Here is a 17,210-nt window from a genome sequence, read left to right on the forward strand (position 1 = left end):
CTATAGAAACGGCCACCAAATAGATTGGCACAATATCCAGATTCAAATCTTCGCAGGTATAGCAAATCGTATTACTAAATGGCCGACTCTATAGCTTGAGACCATCAATTAAACTACGCCCCCTACTATAAACAAATAAAGAGGCTCATCAAGTTTTAGTAAAGGCTAATCATCATTCGCTATTCAAACTCATGCGACTATTTGAATATGTTTAAAATGTCGCGTGACAATTGTTTTGCACAGTCGTACATTTCTAAACACCAATCAAAAATTATCCTTCTGGATTCAATAGCTAACGGTAAAAGAGCCTTAGCAAGATATATATCTTGCTAAGGCTACCCTAATCCAACAACCACTTCACGTTACTTACCTCAATTGCCTGTATTCCTTACGCAAAAAGATAAATAACAAAAGCTTGTACACTATATTTATGGGAGCGTTCTAGCGAGACGGATCCCAACTTTGTGCTCATCACGTCTTACCTCAGCACTTCCCAAACGGTAAGTTGCCGACATAAACAACGAATTGACTTTCCAAGCTCCGCCGCGAATAATTCGTCCAACAGACCTCTCTTGGCCAGTCGTTATTTGCACCCAAGCACTTCCATCCGTTGGCGCACCTTTATAATCATTATGGTATGTATCCTCCGTCCATTCCCATAAATTGCCAAGCATGTCGTACAATCCAAAAGCATTGGGCTTGAAACTGCCGACTGGGGAAGCTAGTCCTCCAATCCAAGGGGAATCACTCCCATCCCACTTGGTGACGCAATCGCTGCAATTAGCATTGTTTTGTCCGACCTCGTTACCCCAATAGCGGGAGGTTGTTGTACCGGCGCGGGCTGCATATTCCCATTCCGCTTCTGATGGCAGACGATAGTTCTTTCCGGTTTTCTCTGACAACCATTTGACGTAGGCTTTTGCATCATGCCAGTTAACACAGGAAACCGGGCTCTTGTCAAACTGGCTGTCGCCCTCAAGGCCTTTACGAAAGTTAAAGTCACCCGAATTGCGGCCAACTCGTTCTTCAACCATGCCCATTTCGTTGACTGCCCAACATGTTCCCGCCTCATATTTAGTCTCGTTCACGAATTCACCATACTGAGCTCGGGTAACTTCGGTTGCACTTAAGGCAAAAGACGGTAGCGTAACCCGATGAACAGGAGCTTCATCACCGTGCTCGGATCCCATGTCAAAACTTCCTGCGGGAATGACAACCATTTCTGGACAGGTTGGGCAATCTTTGAACGTTCCTTTTTTAACCTCAACCTGCTCAGGTTCGCGTCGTTTACCTGCAGCATTAAGTTGCGCCGCACCTAATTGAACCTCGATCTTTTTGATCGCACCATCTCCTGCACGGACTTCTTGTTCAAATATGCGATCACTCCAATCATCAACTTTCTTTTGTACCCGCAACTTATGCGTGCCCTCAGGCACCTGCACGTCCAGCGAACATACGCCCTTGAGTATATTGTCGACAAACACTTCAGCGCCCGTATCATCAATTTTACAGATGACACTCAGCAATGCCCCCTTCTTCGACTCAACCTGTCCCAGGCTCGACTGCGCTGGCCCTTGACGCAAGCCTTTGACGTTACTTTGCGGCGCACCCAATACCACTTCGACCGTTTTGATCACGTTTTCGCCCAAGCGAATTTCTTGCTCAAATACGCGTGCATGGGAAGCATCAACTTCCTTTTGCACCTTCAACTTTAGTTTGCCTTCCTGTACCAGCACGTCCACAGGGCACTCGCCCTTAAATTTGCCATTAACCAACACATCCGCGCCAACGTCATCACCTTTGCAGGTTACGCTCAGCGTGGAGCCAGCCGCGTATACGTCAGAAAACGCCATGAGGGCACCGACTAGTAGGGTTGAAATATAAACTAACTTCATGGTTTCTCCGTTTCAAAAAATGATTGAGGTGAAAATTTTATTCATATTTAAATCTTATACCGCCATTATCTATGGGCACCGTAATGTACCACGGTCAAGTTCATTATTGTCAGGAACCACTAATTGAAAAATGGTTCACAACCTGCAGGATAATTTTGAGGGTGCATTGTATTTTTTAGAAACAATCACCTACAGTGATCTATAACCATACCTACATTCTCGAACAATATGTTTGGCTTGTAACTTCATTTAATAGCTCACCGGTTAAACAAACAATTTTCGTAACTACTCCCTCCTTGAATATATTTCAAAAAGTGCTTCGACAGGTTTTGAGTGTATAAAGTTCGCAATTCGATCCTTACTTATATTTTGCTATAGCAAGACGGTTAAAGCTGTGCATGGCAGCTTCTTGATCCAGTTTTGCTGAGCTGGCATCATCGCGCCATTTCACGGGTTTTATTGGAGCTTATTACTGAGTGTCAAAAAACACCCTGCCAAGCATGTCGTTGGTCAAAATGATAGCAAGCCTGGATATCACCTTGATTCTTAGGCTGTCACAACTTTGCAATGCCCTCAGCTTGATCGCACAGACGATAGCGACATCCGCTAAAGCGCGAAGACTGTATTCAAGCTACTCCAGCAATCTGATGCTGTGGGCAAGACAGCGCCGCCATCACAGTTGACTTTCCTGATGAACAGGCCGTTATGATGACCATGACCTTGAGGCACGTCAAAGCCACCGCCCGGAACAGATGCATTCGCCTTTGCGCCTCATATTAGATTAGCTGAGAATGTATGCTTGATGCGGTTTGCGCAAGCCGGAGGGAAGAGGCTTGCCTTAGCATTTGCGGAGGGGGTAAGCGCCACTATTTGAGTCAAACGGCACAAACATCGAAAAGAATCCACAATTTTTTTACGGCTGGGCAACCGAATGTTTTTCGGCTGATGGCTCGAAGAAAAATTGAGTTAGTGCATGTGATCCCACTTTGACGGCCCACGACCAAAAATTTTTTAAGGGAATAGTTCCGCCTTGATAAAAAGCGAACCCTCTTGATCTTTTTTGGACAAAATAGGAGCATTCTGGTTTAGATGCCAATCAATAGCTAAGTCGGGATCGCTCCATAAAATAGATCGCTCATCTTCAGGCGCCCAATAATTTGTTGTTTTATATAGAAATTCTGCATACTCGCTAAGCACAATGAAGCCATGGGCAAACCCTTCCGGCACCCATAACATCCGTTTGTTTTCTGCTGAAAGAATAACACCCTCCCATAAACCGAAGGTAGGTGATGATTTACGGATATCCACTGCCACATCAAATACCTCTCCTGCCACCACACGAACTAATTTTCCCTGTGGTTGTTTGATTTGATAATGCAGTCCACGTAGCACATGCTGTGCCGATCGGGAGTGGTTATCCTGGACGAAGTTGACGGATAGTCCTGTGAGGCTCTCAAAGACTTTCTGATTGAAACTCTCGAAAAAAAATCCACGCGCATCACCGAACACTTTGGGTTCTATAATTAAAAGATCGGCTATTGCAGTTTTTATAACTTGCATATTTATTAAACTTTCTCTTTTAGAATATCAAGCAGATACCGACCATAGCCATTCTTTGCCAATGGCTCAGCCAACCGTTCCATTTGTTCCATCGTGATATAACCTCGGCGATATGCAACCTCTTCAGGGCAGGCAATTTTCAAGCCTTGACGTTTTTCTAGCGTTTGAATAAATAGTGAAGCCTCCAGCAACGAATCATGCGTCCCGGTATCCAACCATGCGTAGCCACGGCCCATTACCTGCACATCCAGCTTTCCGTCATCGAGGTATATCTGATTGACGGCTGTAATTTCCAATTCACCACGTGTAGAAGGTTTAACGGATTTAGCAATCTCAACTACGTTGGTATCGTAAAAATAAAGACCCGTTACGGCATAATTGGACTTGGGCATGACAGGCTTTTCTTCCAGACTGATTGCGCTACCCGTAGCATCAAATTCAACTACTCCATATCGTTCTGGGTCATGGACATGGTAGGCAAATACAGTGCCGCCCTCTAGCTTGGTTCTGGCGGCTGAAAGCTTTTTTTCAAAGTCATGACCGTGAAAAATATTATCTCCCAACACCAATGAGCAGGAATCATTTCCGATAAAAGACTCGCCTATTATAAACGCTTGAGCGAGCCCATCCGGTGAAGGCTGTATAGCAAAGGAAAAATTCATTCCCCACTGTGAGCCATCCCCTAGCAGCTGTTCGAAACGCGGTATGTCCTGCGGAGTAGAGATGATCAAAACATCCTGAATGCCGGCCAGCATAAGCGTGGTCAGTGGATAGTAAATCATTGGTTTATCATAAACGGGCAATAATTGCTTGGAGATGGATCTGGTAGCTGGGTAAAGTCGGGTGCCGGAGCCACCGGCGAGTATGATGCCTTTCATGATGTTCCCCTGTCACCGTAATTTTGTTGGATCCAATTCTGGTACTCTCCACTAATTACAGCATCAACCCAGTCTGGATTTGTTAGATACCATTCCACTGTTTTACGCAACCCCGTTTCAAAAGTTTCCAGCGGTTTCCAGCCCAGTTCATGGGCAATTTTACCGGCATCTATCGCGTAGCGATGATCATGTCCGAGCCTGTCCTGCACGTAGGTGATAAGGGATGTATGCGGCGTGCCTTGAGGACGGAGCTCATCTAGAATAGCGCAAATTGCATGAACCACTTCCAGATTGGATTTTTCATTCCATCCACCGATATTGTACGTTTCCCCCACTCGGCCCCGCTCTAGTACCAGACGCAAGGCACGCGCATGATCATCCACATACAACCAATCGCGGATGTTGTCGCCCTTGCCATAAATGGGTAGCGGCTTACCATTGCACGCATTCAGAATGATCAACGGAATCAGCTTCTCCGGGAAATGATAAGGGCCGTAATTATTGGAGCAGTTGGTTGTAACCACGGGCAAGCCGAAAGTATGATACCAAGCACGCACCAGATGATCTGAAGACGCTTTGCTTGCCGAGTAAGGTGAGTTTGGCTGGTAAGCGGTATTTTCGGTAAAAAAACCAGTTTCACCTAGGCTACCATATACCTCATCTGTGGAAATATGGTGGAAACGAAAAGCGTTTTTTCGTTCCGTAGAAAGCTCGCTCCAGTATTCCCGTGCTGCTTGCAGGAGGGTGTAAGTGCCAATAATATTAGTTTCAATAAAGGCTGCTGGGCCGGTAATAGATCGATCAACATGGGATTCCGCAGCCAAATGCATCACCGCATCCGGCTGATGTTCATGAAATAGGCTCGCGACTGCAGCAGCATCACAAATATCCACATGTTCGAAGCGGTAGCGGGGATTGTCTGCTACCGATTTCAAAGACTGTAAATTGCCTGCATAGGTCAGCTTATCGACGTTAATAACCGTAGCGTCAGTTTCCGTGATCAATTGGCGAATAACTGCGGAGCCAATAAAGCCGGCACCGCCGGTAATAAGGATTTTATTCATGTCTTGGAGGATTGATATGTCGTTTTAACTTGCATGATTTTACTAGACGTGGCTATCAAGAAAATAGTTTATATGCCGTAACGCTTGCTCTGTAGCGCCACGATGGGTGCGGACAAAATGTAGTCCGGCGTGGCCAATTTTTATCAGTTGATCGGGATGGGCAAGTAAGTTTTGTAAACCTTGCGCTAAGTCAGCTGAATTCCGTATGCGCACGGCTGCTCCGCATTCGACAGCAAGCTGACTGGCTTGCGCGAAATTGTACGTGTGTGGGCCGATAAACACAGGCTTTCCTACTGAACAAGCCTCAATGAGGTTTTGCCCTCCAAATGGCAGCAAACTGCCGCCAATGAAGGCAATGTCGCAGGCGGCATAATAAGCAAACATTTCTCCCATACTATCACCCAATACCACCTGAGTGTCTGGCGCAACCGGACAGTTTTCACTTCTGCGCTGAAATCGAATACCTTGCTGGGTGAGCATCTCAGCCACGTCGTCGAAGCGCTGCGGGTGGCGTGGCACAATAACGGTTAGCAGATAGGCAATATCTACTTGCTTGAGCATTGATATTAACAGCACCTCTTCTCCGGCGCGCGTGCTGGCTAGCAGAAAAACCTTCCTGTCTTTGCCAAACTGGGTACGCATTTCTGCACCCAGTTTCAGCATCACCGATGGAGGTTGAATATCAAATTTCAGATTGCCCATGACAGATACATTATTTGCACCTAATCCAGTTATGCGTTCGGCATCAACTTCGCTTTGCGCAGAAATAGCGCTCAGTTCGTTCAAACCCAATCGTGTCAAATTCGGATAGCGCGCATAACGTGCAGCAGATTTCTCGGATAACCGTGCATTAAGCAGCAACAAGGGAATTTGCATAGTGTGGCAGCTATGGATCAGATTAACCCAGATTTCGGTTTCCATCAAGATTCCGATGCGTGGGCGAAAATGCTGCAAGAAACGTTTGACAGCAAATGGGTAGTCGTAAGGCAAATAAACCCGCAGGACATCATTGCCGTATAACTGTTCACTAGCTACACGGCCGGTCGGGGTGGTGTGTGTAAGCAGCAGTTGATGATGCGGGTAACTTTTCTGCAAACGTTGCACCAAGCTAGCCGCTGCGTGCGTTTCTCCAACTGATACAGTATGCAGCCATATCAACGGCTTATCACTGCGAGCAGAGTAGCGCCCGAAACGCTCGTCAATATGCTGCAAGTACTCACGTTGTTTGCGTGCACGCCAGAGCAGATGGAAAAATATATATGGCAAAAAAAGCCACAGCAAAACAGTATAAGTCCGGCGAGGGTTAAACATAACTAAGCGAATATCATACAACCAGAGTTGATTTGGCAGACCAGCAAGAAATGCGGGCGAATCATCAAGAATGAGGGGAACCATACAAACGGCTTTCATACATCTGCACACCCCGAATTTAGTTTGGGTCTTTCGTGTCAGTGATGATCTCGCGCAATATTTTTTCTATGCAACATTCTTAAAGACAAGCGAAAGCATTTATCCAAATGAAATATTCAGTTATAAATTTAATTGCCACCTTCAATTCATCAATGCAACTGGAAGGGGATTAACTACGTTTATAATCATCGTCAAATCGCACGATATCATCTTCGCCGAGATAAGAGCCAGACTGAACCTCAATCAAATAAAGCGATCCGGTGCCAATATTTTCCAGACGGTGTTTCATGCCAATAGGAATATAAGTGGACTGGTCCTCTTGTAGAAGCAGGATATCCTCGCCTCGAGTCACTTTGGCATAACCGGAAACCACAACCCAATGTTCGGCGCGATGATGGTGTTTCTGCAAAGACAATTTTGCACCGGGCTTTACCATAATGCGCTTGGCCTGGAATCGGTCGCCTATATCGATGCCTTCATAATAGCCCCACGGGCGATAGACACGTCGGTGAATCAGATGCTCGGTGCGTTCAGCCTGCTTAAGATATTCAACGGTATGTTTTACATCCTGGGCAAAGTCTTTATGCATCACCAATACTGCATCGGCAGTTTCCACAATGACCAAATCTCGCACGCCGATAGTTGCCACCATACGACTTTCGGCGCGAACATACGTTTGTGTGGTTTCAGCAGTATAAACATCGCCACGCAAAGCATTGCCTTGCTCATCTTGTGGACTGACATCGTAGAGTGATGCCCATGAACCGATATCGCTCCAGCCGATGTCCACTGTTACCATAGCTGCCGCTTGAGTGTGCTCCATCACTGCATAATCGATAGAATCCGATGGGCAGGAGGCAAAAGCCTTTTCATCCAGACGACAAAAATCCAGATCACTAGTACTATGTTGCCATGCTTGTTGTGCGGCTTGATAAATGTCCGGGCGGTAGCGTTGCAACTCAGTCAGGTAGATGGATGCCTTGAACACGAACATGCCACTGTTCCAAAAAAACTTTCCTGAAGCCACAAATTTTTGAGCCATATCCAAATCTGGTTTTTCCACAAAACGCGCCACCTCAAAACTGTCTTCACCGGCTGCTAGTATTGCTCCCCGTTCAATATAGCCGAACCCTGTAGCGGGTTCATTAGGTGTGATACCGAAGGTCACCAACTTATCTTGTTGTGCCAACGCAAAGGCTGATTGAATCGCCGTGTGAAAGCCTGAAATATCTTGAATAAGGTGATCTGCAGGCAGCACCAACAAAATTGCCTGAGTATTTCTAGCTTGTGCGGCGAGTGCAGCAATAGCCACTGCAGGTGCAGTATTGCGGCCGAATGGCTCAAGCACCTGCAATAAAGGATTAACGCTAACAGCGCGCAATTGTTCGGCTACGAGGAAGCGATGCTCGTTGTTACAGATAACCAATGGCGCAGCGATGCTGGGAAAGTCTTTAAGGCGCAACAATGTTTCCTGAAATAATGTTTGTTCGGAAACTAGCGGCAAAAACTGCTTGGGTAATGCCGCACGAGATAAAGGCCACAAACGGGTGCCAGAACCTCCTGACAAAATAACGGGATAGAGCATAGCGACTTTCAAAAGGTTGTTGACAAACATTTCTGGAGATACTTAGCTTGAATTATAATCCGCAATCCAATATTCAAGGAGTGGGAATCTTGCCCGCTGTAAATTTTTATGAAAGTTGCTAAATAAATGAAGCAGCGCTGACTGCTGGCATCACTGGATTAAACGTTACCTATTTGGCCGATTTCCTGCTGAATTAAAGGTAATATCGTACATGGCATCAAAAGACCACGTCTTCTTATTTAATTTTACCGTCCGATCACCCGGTGAATACCGCAGCCCAAGAGATGAATATTGATATGCACTTACAGTGTGTTGGGATTTACGCAAAGGTTATAAAACCGCATTACCAACGAATTATTTATTTCATATAGACTATACAGATGCAGCGTCATGCACGGATTTTCGCAATATGATAAACCTACTGCTGCTTACAGAAGATCATAGAACACTCTACGCAGGCTTTATTAATATTGGAGATAACGCTTGAAAGTCACCATTGTAGGGTCCGGCTATGTAGGACTAGTCAGTGGCGCATGCCTCGCAGAGGTCGGTAACCATGTCCTTTGCCTTGATCTCGATCCAGCAAAAATACGCATACTGGAAAACGGGGACATTCCCATCCACGAACCTGGCTTAATTGACGTTGTGCGCCGAAACGTCGCTGCTGGCCGCCTCAGCTTCACCACAGACATAGACCGCGCAGTTGCTTATGCCCGTATTCAGTTCATTGCCGTCGGCACTCCACCTGATGAAGACGGCTCCGCTGACCTGCAATATGTTTTGGCAGCGGCCAGAAACATAGGCCGCCGTATGACCAAAGACAAAATAATCGTAGACAAAAGTTCGGTTCCTGTTGGCACCGCCAACAAAGTTAGCGCAGTTATCGCAGATGAGTTGAATAAGCGCGGTATTAAACTTAAATATAGCGTCGTCTCCAACCCCGAATTCCTTAAAGAAGGCGCGGCGATCGAAGATTTCATGCGCCCGGATCGCATCGTCATCGGTGGCGATGATACACACGCCATAAAAAAAATGCGGGAACTATATGCCCCATTTAATCGCAACCATGACCGTATTATTGTCATGGATGTCAAAAGTGCAGAACTGACTAAGTACGCCGCCAATGCCATGCTCGCCACCCGCATTAGCTTCATGAACGAACTGGCCAATGTCGCAGAAAAACTCGGTGCCGACATTGAAATGGTAAGACTAGGTATTGGTTCCGACTCCCGCATCGGCTACCATTTTCTTTACTCAGGCTGCGGCTATGGGGGATCATGTTTCCCTAAAGATGTAAAAGCACTCATCAAAACTGCCAATGACGACGCCGGCATTACCCTTAAAGTACTTAATGCCGTAGAAGCAGTTAACGATGCACAAAAAAAAGTCCTCACAAACAAAATAAAAGCTAGATTTGGCACTAATCTCATTGGAAAAAACTTTGCCATTTGGGGCCTTGCTTTCAAGCCCAACACCGATGACATGCGCGACGCTCCGAGTCGCAAGCTGATTTCAGATTTATTAGAGGCAGGTGCCACCGTTACTGCCTATGACCCGGTAGCCATGCCAGAAGCACAACGAATCTTTAGCACAGACCCCAGAATTTCTTATGCAGACAATCCGCTCACAGCCTGTAAAGATGCGGATGCATTGGTTATCGTCACTGAATGGAAAGAATTCCATAATCCGGACTTCGCAACAATCAAAACCCAGCTCAAAAACCCACTAATCTTCGATGGCCGCAGCATGTATGAGTCGGCTGCAGTAAGTGCACACGGACTGGAGTATTTTCCCATCGGCCGTTAACGGAGATTGATTTTAAATTTGAAATCCATAAAAAAAATAAATATAAAACCCTCTACACTCGTAAACCTCGTCACGTGCCACTAGCTTTGAACCCTGAATCGTTTGTCATTTGCCCCTTGAATCCAAGATTTGCATTGTGGGCCATCACGACTTGGACGGCAGCACGATTTAATGGGCATTCTAATGACACGACTCCCGTGAATTTCCCAACATGAGGCTGAGTGGAAACCTATTTGCAGGATTAGCAAACTCGATCTGGTCGGCGCTGATCGGCTTGGCAGTAGTTCCCTTTTATCTTAAATACCTCGGAATAGAAGCCTATGGTTTGATCGGTTTTTTTGTAACGACTCAGGCACTGCTCTCCCTTCTTGATATGGGATTAGCTCCAACGATTAACCGGGAGGTCGCACGGCACTCGGCATCGGGAAATTTAAAGGAAGCCGGGAAGTTACTACACACACTTGCTATCGTTTATTGGGGAATGGCTGGAATAATTTCTTTGTTGATTGTGTTATTGGCTCCATTGATTACGGAACACTGGCTACAATCGAAATCTCTTTCTCAGCAAACAATCGAACATGCCGTAATATTGATGGGGTTGGTTGTTGCTTGCCGCTGGCCAATTGGATTATATCAAGGTGCCTTGATAGGGGCGCAACGCTTGACAATATCGAGCGGCATCAATATTGCGATGGTGACACTAGGAAGCTTGGGCGCCGTGATGGTGCTTGCCTTTGTGGCGCCGACAATCGAGGCTTTCTTTATTTGGCAAGCTGGGGTCGGGCTCGTTTATGCGACAACTATGCGATGGGCAGCATGGCGGGTAATAGGACGATTAAAGGATATAAGATTCGACATTGATAAGCTAAAACAGATATGGCGGTTTTCTGCAGGCATGAGCGGAGTTGCAGTATCGGGAATCATCCTGATGCAATTGGACAAGGTACTGTTAAGTAGAATACTTAGTTTGGAAGATTTTGGACGTTATGCGCTAGCCGGGGTAGTTGCAAATGGCTTGTATGTATTGCTTACGCCTACTTTTAATATTATTTACCCGCGCCTGTCCGCGCTTGTCGTTATTGGAGATACTGAAAAGCTGATTGAGCTGTATCGGTCAGGGACTCGTTTACTTTTAGCAGCCCTTTTCCCAATAGCAACGGCTATCGCTGTTTTTGCTGAAGAAATACTTGCATTGTGGACCGGAAACTTGTCGTTTGCGTCGAGCATGGCTCCAATAGTTTCGTTACTCTTGATCGGTACCGCGTTAAATGGGGCTATGCATTTTCCTTATGCTTTGCAATTAGCTTTTGGCATGACGCGCTTGCCACTTATGATCAATGTCATATTGGTAATCATTATGATACCGTTGACCATTTTGCTCGCTATGCAGTTCGGGGTTATTGGTGGAGCTACAGCGTGGGCATTATCCAGTTGTATATACTTATTAATTGGTACATTGTTCACGCACCAGACATTATTAAAAGGGCTTGGTTTGAAGTGGTTGTTGTGGGATGTTGGAATGCCACTTTGTTTGTCACTGTTGGTGGTAGGAATTGTGGGAGGCGAAGTTCGCGAGTGGGGGTATTCTAACAACGTGGAATTATTTATCGGGAGTGGATTGGCATTTTTTACTTTTTTGTTAGTCATTTTATTGTCACCGCGTTTAAGGTTCGCTGTGCAAAACAACTTTTTTTCTGATGAGAAAAATCCCATGATTGAGATAAAAGTTAATAAAGCACTTAGAAGGAGATTGTGATGATTATGGAAGTTTTACAAAATAAATTGCAAATAAGCAAAGCACGTCAAGTACTGGCAAACAAAGGGGTATCTCTTGTCGAATCACCCTTGCGATCTCTAATGAGAAAGCTTGGGCTAGTGCGCGGGGTGGCGATAGGAGATATGGTAAAGAGTTGGGATGTACTTGCCACTGTAGATTTTCTTGAGAGCAATGTAAAAAAAAATGAGCCGATACTTGATATTGGGTGCTATGCATCAGAGGTCATTATTGCACTGCACAAACTAGGTTATTCAAATTTAACAGGTGCCGATCTAAATCCTGATTTGCAGAAAATGCCATATCAAAATGATATCCGGTATGAGCTTACCAATTTCATGCACACAAAATTTAAAGATGCCTCATTCCGGGCGATTACATCAATTTCAGTAATTGAACATGGCTTTGATGGGCAATCGTTATTGAAGGAGATGTCACGTCTTTTAAACCCGGGTGGTTATTTTATTGCGTCGTTTGATTATTGGTCAGAGAAAATTGATACGACCGGCAAAAAATTTTTTGACATGGATTGGAAGATTTTTTCAAAGGATGAAATCAGAAATTTCGTCACTGAAGCAGCTGGTTATGGATTATATCCAGTCGGCGAGATGATGCATGACGGTAAAGATAAACCCATTGATTGTGCAGGGAAGCAGTACACCTTTGGATGGTTGGTGCTTACAAAGTTGGTCTAAATATGCGTGTGTTGCTAGTTACAGGCTCCTTTCCGCTAATGAGATGTGGTGTTGGCGATTACACCTACAATTTGGCCGAAGCACTCGCTGTTGATCCGGAAATCCATGTTGGCGTACTTACAAGTATATCTGGTGGGGCAAAGGGTAAGTCCGCTGAAATTGAAATTTTTCCTGTCATCAAGAATTGGAGTCTTTTTGAAGCAGTTAAGGTTATAAAAATCATTCTGCATTGGTCACCAGATATTGTGCACGTTCAATATCCGACTCAAGGTTACGGCAATGGTTTATTGCCTTGGGTGTTGCCGATGATTTCCTACTTAATAGGAAAAAAGGTTGTGCAGACTTGGCACGAAGGGTATAGCAGGCGAAATGCGCCAAAACTTTTTTTAAAGTCAATTGTGCCTGGTGGGTTAGTGTTTGTACGCACACAGTATGAGAAAAATTTGCATCCACATCTTCGTTGGGCCTTATGGAAAAAAAAGACGGTGCTCATACCTAATGCATCGGCTATTCCTCGCGTTGATCTTGACGAGCGGGAAAAGAACATTTTAAAGAAAAAATATTTGAAAAACCAGAAACGGCTGATTGTATTCTTTGGTTTCGTATATCCCCACAAGGGCGTTGAGCTGTTATTTGAAATTGCTGATCCTGCTTCAGATCAAATTGTTATAGCAGGAGAAATTGCCAAGGAAGAGGTTTGTCGGCATGAAATTATGAGGCGAGCTTCGGCTGAATCATGGTCAGAAAAGGTGATTATCACCGGTTTTCTTCCTGCTGCTGATGTGTCGGCGTTGCTGGCAGTTGCGGATGCAGTAATTCTACCTTTTCGAACTGGTGGCGGCGAATGGAATACCTCGATTCATGGAGCGGTGTTAAATGGAGCGTTTGTAATAACAACATCGCTAACCCAAAACGGATATGTTAAAAAGTGTAATGTGTACTTCGCAAAAGTGGATGATATTCAAGAGATGAAGCTGGCTCTCGCTGTTTATGCGGGAATGCGGCGGGAATATCATGCCGATATTGACAGAGATGAATGGCGGCAAATTGCGGACAAGCATCGTATGTTATATGAGGGTCTTCTGTTTGAATAACCTAAAGAACAATGAATAGTAACTCTAACTATCTTAACGGCAACATGGACCTCCCGAAATTATCCATCTGCATTTCAACCTACAACAGAGGGCAATTTATTGGTGAGACACTGGATTCCATCCTTGGTCAGATGGTGTCTGATGTTGAGCTTGTTATTGTGGATGGTGCATCACCGGACAACACTCCTGAAGTGATGGCACAGTATTTGTTGCGTTATCCTGAAATTCGTTATTTCCGTGAGCAAGAAAATTCGGGGGTAGACGGTGACTATGATAAGGCTGTTGGCTATGCAAGGGGAAAATATTGTTGGCTGATGACCGATGACGATTTATTGTATCCCAAGGCTATTTCTCGTGTTCTGGAGTCTATCAATGGAGCATTTGACCTAGTCGTTGTAAATTCAGAAATAAGAAATATTGATTTTTCAAGAGTGCTTAAAACTCGTTTTCTCAAGTTTGCGAGTGACAGGGAATATACAGCAAAGGATGGAGAAAAATTTTTTTCCGAAGTGGGGAATTGTCTTTCATTTATCGGTGGGGTCGTCATTAAACGTAATCTATGGCATGAGCGAGACCGTTCGTCCTATTACGGAACATTATTCATTCATGTCGGCGTCATCTTCCAGCATCCACCTATAAATAGAGTCAAGGTTATTGCGGACCCGCTAATAATTATACGTTATGGCAATGCAATGTGGACATCTCGAGGTTTCGAAATTTGGATGTTCAAATGGCCGCAGTTGATTTGGTCGTTTCCCGACTTCTCAGATCAATCGAAGTCTGTTGTGTGCTCTAAAGAGCCATGGAGGCTAATTAAAAAGCTCATTTTATATAGAGCTACCGGGGGATATGCCATGTCTGAGTATCACCATTTTATTGAAGATAAGACGAAGGGCCTATCTCGTGGGATGTATATGGCAATTGCAATGTTCCCTGCCACCATTGCAAATTTCCTTGCCAGTCTTTACTGTGTTTGTATGAATAGAAATGCCCGTTCAGGACTGTATGAGCTTTCACGTAGTCGGCATGCTACTTGGGCCAGTCGTTTCTTGACCCGATTTCTCTAAAATATACTATGAAAGCAGCCTTAATCACCGGTATAACTGGTCAAGATGGCTCATACATGGCAGAGCTGTTGCTTACAAAAGGCTACCGTGTCATTGGTGCAGTTAGAGATATGCAAAATGCAAAAGAGACGCTCCCTACAGCATTAATGCAGCGTGTTGAGTTGGTCGTGTGGGATATGTTGGATCAATGTCGAATGGCAGAAATATTAGCTGAATATCGCTTAACGGAGATTTATAATTTGGCCGCCTATTCGTCAGGAACAGGAATGTTCAATGATGCTGTCGATATCGGAGAGGTAAATGGGCTAGCGGTTGCTCGTATTTTGGATGCCATTCGCACAGTGGATGCAAACATCCGTTTCTGTCAGGCGTCGAGCAGTGAAATGTTTGGCAATGCACTCGAAAGTCCTCAATTAGAAGCAACGCCATTTCGACCTCGCACTCCATATGGCGCGGCAAAACTTTATGCGCATTCGATGATCCAGATTTACCGCCAGCACTATGGATTATATGGCTGCTCGGCAATCTTGTTCAATCACGAAAGTCCACGCCGTGGGTTAGGCTTTGTAACAAGGAAAATAACACATGCAGTGGCAAAGATTAAACTGGGACTGGTGAATGAGCTTTGCCTGGGAAATCTTGATGCGCGCCGTGATTGGGGATTTGCGGGAGATTACGTGCGCGCAATGTGGCTGATGTTGCAACACCCGGACGCGGATGATTATGTGGTTGCTACTGGTGAAACGCACTCGGTGCGAGAACTTTGTGAAATCGCCTTTGGGCATTTCAATTTGGATTACCGCGACTATGTCCGAGAGGATTCTGCTTCTTATCGTCCCATTGAATCAATACAGCTAGTGGGAAACTCCAAGAAGGCGAGAAATCAGCTTGGCTGGATACCTGAGATAGGATTTCACGAGATGGTTAGCAGAATGGTGGATGCCGATTTGCGTAAGCTCATTGAACAGCCTGGCGCAACAAAGATAGGAGTCAGTTAATGTTCAAAAAAATTGAAAAGTGCAGAATTTGTGGCAATAAACATCTGGAATGTGTGCTCGATTTGGGGGTGCAGATGCTGACCGGGATATTCCCGCGTGAGAAGAGTTCAAAACTTACGGCAGGCCCGCTGCGTTTGGTTAAATGCATAGGTGGGGATGATATCTGTGGGCTATTGCAGCTTGAGCATTCTTACAATTCTGATGAGATGTATGGCGAGAACTATGGTTATCGCTCCGGCCTCAACGCAAGCATGGTAGCTCACCTCAGCAACAAGGTTAAAAAAATCTTGGAGCAGGTTGAATTACACAAAGGCGATCTTGTTATTGATATTGGTAGTAACGACAGTACTACTTTACAGGCATATCCGTCCTCTGGGCTAGATTTGGTAGGCATTGACCCGACGGGAATTAAATTTCACAGCTATTACCCACCGCACATTCAGCTAATTCCAGATTTCTTTTCTTCAGCTTTAGTGAATGAACATTTTCCAAAGAGAAAAGCCAAGGTAGTCACTTCATTCTCAATGTTTTACGATCTGGAAGACCCAACGGATTTTATGCAACAAGTGTATGACATACTTGCTGATGATGGAGTTTGGGTATTTGAACAAAGCTATATGCCGACGATGCTTGAGATGAACTCATATGACACAGTTTGTCATGAGCATGTTGAGTTTTATGCCCTGCGCCAGATCAAATGGATGACTGATAGAGTGGGCTTCAAGATTGTTGATGTAGAGTTCAATGAAGTTAATGGCGGCAGCTTCTCAATCACGGTATCAAAATTGCATGGCGATTTAATACCAGCTCTTTTGGTGAAAAAAATTCTCGATCTCGAACATGCTAATGGGCTAGATACGCTTGCGCCTTATAAAAAATTTGCGGAACGTATTGCTAAAACGAAACATGACTTACTGGCTTTCGTTAGATCAGCTCATGTAAAAAATAAAAAAGTCGCGGCACTCGGTGCATCTACGAAGGGAAATGTATTATTGCAATATTGCGGAGTTACAGGGGAAGATATTGCATTTGTTGGTGAGGTTAACCCAGAAAAATATGGCTGTTATACCCCAGGCACATGGATACCCATCATTCCAGAAGCAGAGTTGCTATCGCAAAAACCGGATTACCTGATCGTGTTGCCATGGCATTTTAGAAAGTTCTTCCAAGAAAATGATAAATACAGAGGAGTAAACTTGGTGTTTCCGCTCCCAAACATCGAAATTGTTAAACGATAAGTGTATCTGTGACGTTTTGAAGTTAAGTGTGGCAATGTAATAATTAACTTATGGGATATAAAAACCCAATATTAATCATTTAGCGTAGGTAAAATCTAAACATTAGAAATAATTTGACGATGACTCAAGTCTAGTATGGCGAGTTT

General features: G+C 44.8%; 13 protein-coding genes. 7 read left to right on the forward strand and 6 right to left on the reverse strand.

The window, feature by feature from the left end; genetic code table 11:
• Window positions 1-428 precede the first annotated feature (428 nt).
• From MJ769_RS05500 to MJ769_RS05525, 6 genes are all read right to left on the reverse strand, one after another.
• On the reverse strand, window positions 429-1,895 hold the full coding sequence (locus MJ769_RS05500; RefSeq protein WP_239235001.1) for a formylglycine-generating enzyme family protein: 1,467 nt from the start codon (window positions 1,893-1,895) through the stop codon (window positions 429-431).
• Between the two features lie 1,011 nt (window positions 1,896-2,906).
• Window positions 2,907-3,455, reverse strand: a complete 549-nt coding sequence (gene rfbC / locus MJ769_RS05505; RefSeq protein ID WP_239235002.1) for a dTDP-4-dehydrorhamnose 3,5-epimerase — start codon at window positions 3,453-3,455, stop codon at window positions 2,907-2,909.
• A 5-nt stretch (window positions 3,456-3,460) separates the two neighbouring features.
• Window positions 3,461-4,333, reverse strand: coding sequence for a glucose-1-phosphate thymidylyltransferase RfbA (rfbA, locus tag MJ769_RS05510; protein ID WP_239235004.1), 873 nt, complete (start codon window positions 4,331-4,333; stop codon window positions 3,461-3,463).
• Entirely contained in the window at window positions 4,330-5,397 is a 1,068-nt protein-coding gene (gene rfbB, locus MJ769_RS05515; RefSeq protein ID WP_239235005.1) for a dTDP-glucose 4,6-dehydratase, read from the reverse strand. Before rfbB ends, rfbA begins: the two co-directional genes overlap by 4 nt.
• Window positions 5,398-5,439: 42 nt before the next feature.
• A complete protein-coding gene (gene waaA / locus MJ769_RS05520; RefSeq protein ID WP_320412146.1) occupies window positions 5,440-6,807 on the reverse strand; it encodes a lipid IV(A) 3-deoxy-D-manno-octulosonic acid transferase in 1,368 nt (455 codons plus the stop codon).
• A 169-nt stretch (window positions 6,808-6,976) separates the two neighbouring features.
• Complete coding sequence (locus tag MJ769_RS05525; protein ID WP_239235007.1) at window positions 6,977-8,422, reverse strand: mannose-1-phosphate guanylyltransferase/mannose-6-phosphate isomerase; 1,446 nt, start codon at window positions 8,420-8,422, stop codon at window positions 6,977-6,979.
• Between the two features lie 453 nt (window positions 8,423-8,875).
• Between MJ769_RS05525 and MJ769_RS05530 the strand changes: the two genes are divergently transcribed.
• The 7 genes from MJ769_RS05530 to MJ769_RS05560 all read left to right on the forward strand — a co-directional run bounded on the left by MJ769_RS05530 (window position 8,876) and on the right by MJ769_RS05560 (window position 17,064).
• Window positions 8,876-10,198 (forward strand): UDP-glucose dehydrogenase family protein, encoded by a 1,323-nt coding sequence (locus tag MJ769_RS05530; RefSeq protein WP_239235008.1) that lies wholly within the window; start codon window positions 8,876-8,878, stop codon window positions 10,196-10,198.
• Window positions 10,199-10,409: 211 nt separating this feature from the next.
• Window positions 10,410-11,954, forward strand: coding sequence for a lipopolysaccharide biosynthesis protein (locus tag MJ769_RS05535; protein ID WP_239235010.1), 1,545 nt, complete (start codon window positions 10,410-10,412; stop codon window positions 11,952-11,954).
• Window positions 11,954-12,667, forward strand: a complete 714-nt coding sequence (locus tag MJ769_RS05540; protein WP_239235011.1) for a class I SAM-dependent methyltransferase — start codon at window positions 11,954-11,956, stop codon at window positions 12,665-12,667. The genes MJ769_RS05535 and MJ769_RS05540 overlap by 1 nt, the downstream gene beginning before the upstream one ends.
• Entirely contained in the window at window positions 12,640-13,761 is a 1,122-nt protein-coding gene (locus MJ769_RS05545; RefSeq protein ID WP_239235013.1) for a glycosyltransferase family 4 protein, read from the forward strand. The genes MJ769_RS05540 and MJ769_RS05545 overlap by 28 nt, the downstream gene beginning before the upstream one ends.
• A gap of 44 nt (window positions 13,762-13,805) precedes the next feature.
• On the forward strand, window positions 13,806-14,828 hold the full coding sequence (locus MJ769_RS05550; protein ID WP_239235015.1) for a glycosyltransferase family 2 protein: 1,023 nt from the start codon (window positions 13,806-13,808) through the stop codon (window positions 14,826-14,828).
• A gap of 8 nt (window positions 14,829-14,836) precedes the next feature.
• Window positions 14,837-15,826: a GDP-mannose 4,6-dehydratase gene (locus MJ769_RS05555; RefSeq protein ID WP_239235017.1), complete on the forward strand. Its 990-nt coding sequence runs from the start codon at window positions 14,837-14,839 to the stop codon at window positions 15,824-15,826.
• On the forward strand, window positions 15,826-17,064 hold the full coding sequence (locus MJ769_RS05560; protein WP_239235019.1) for a class I SAM-dependent methyltransferase: 1,239 nt from the start codon (window positions 15,826-15,828) through the stop codon (window positions 17,062-17,064). Before MJ769_RS05555 ends, MJ769_RS05560 begins: the two co-directional genes overlap by 1 nt.
• Window positions 17,065-17,210 lie beyond the last annotated feature (146 nt).

It is taken from the genome of Candidatus Nitrotoga sp. BS, assembly GCF_927797785.1.
GTDB lineage: Bacteria > Pseudomonadota > Gammaproteobacteria > Burkholderiales > Gallionellaceae > Nitrotoga.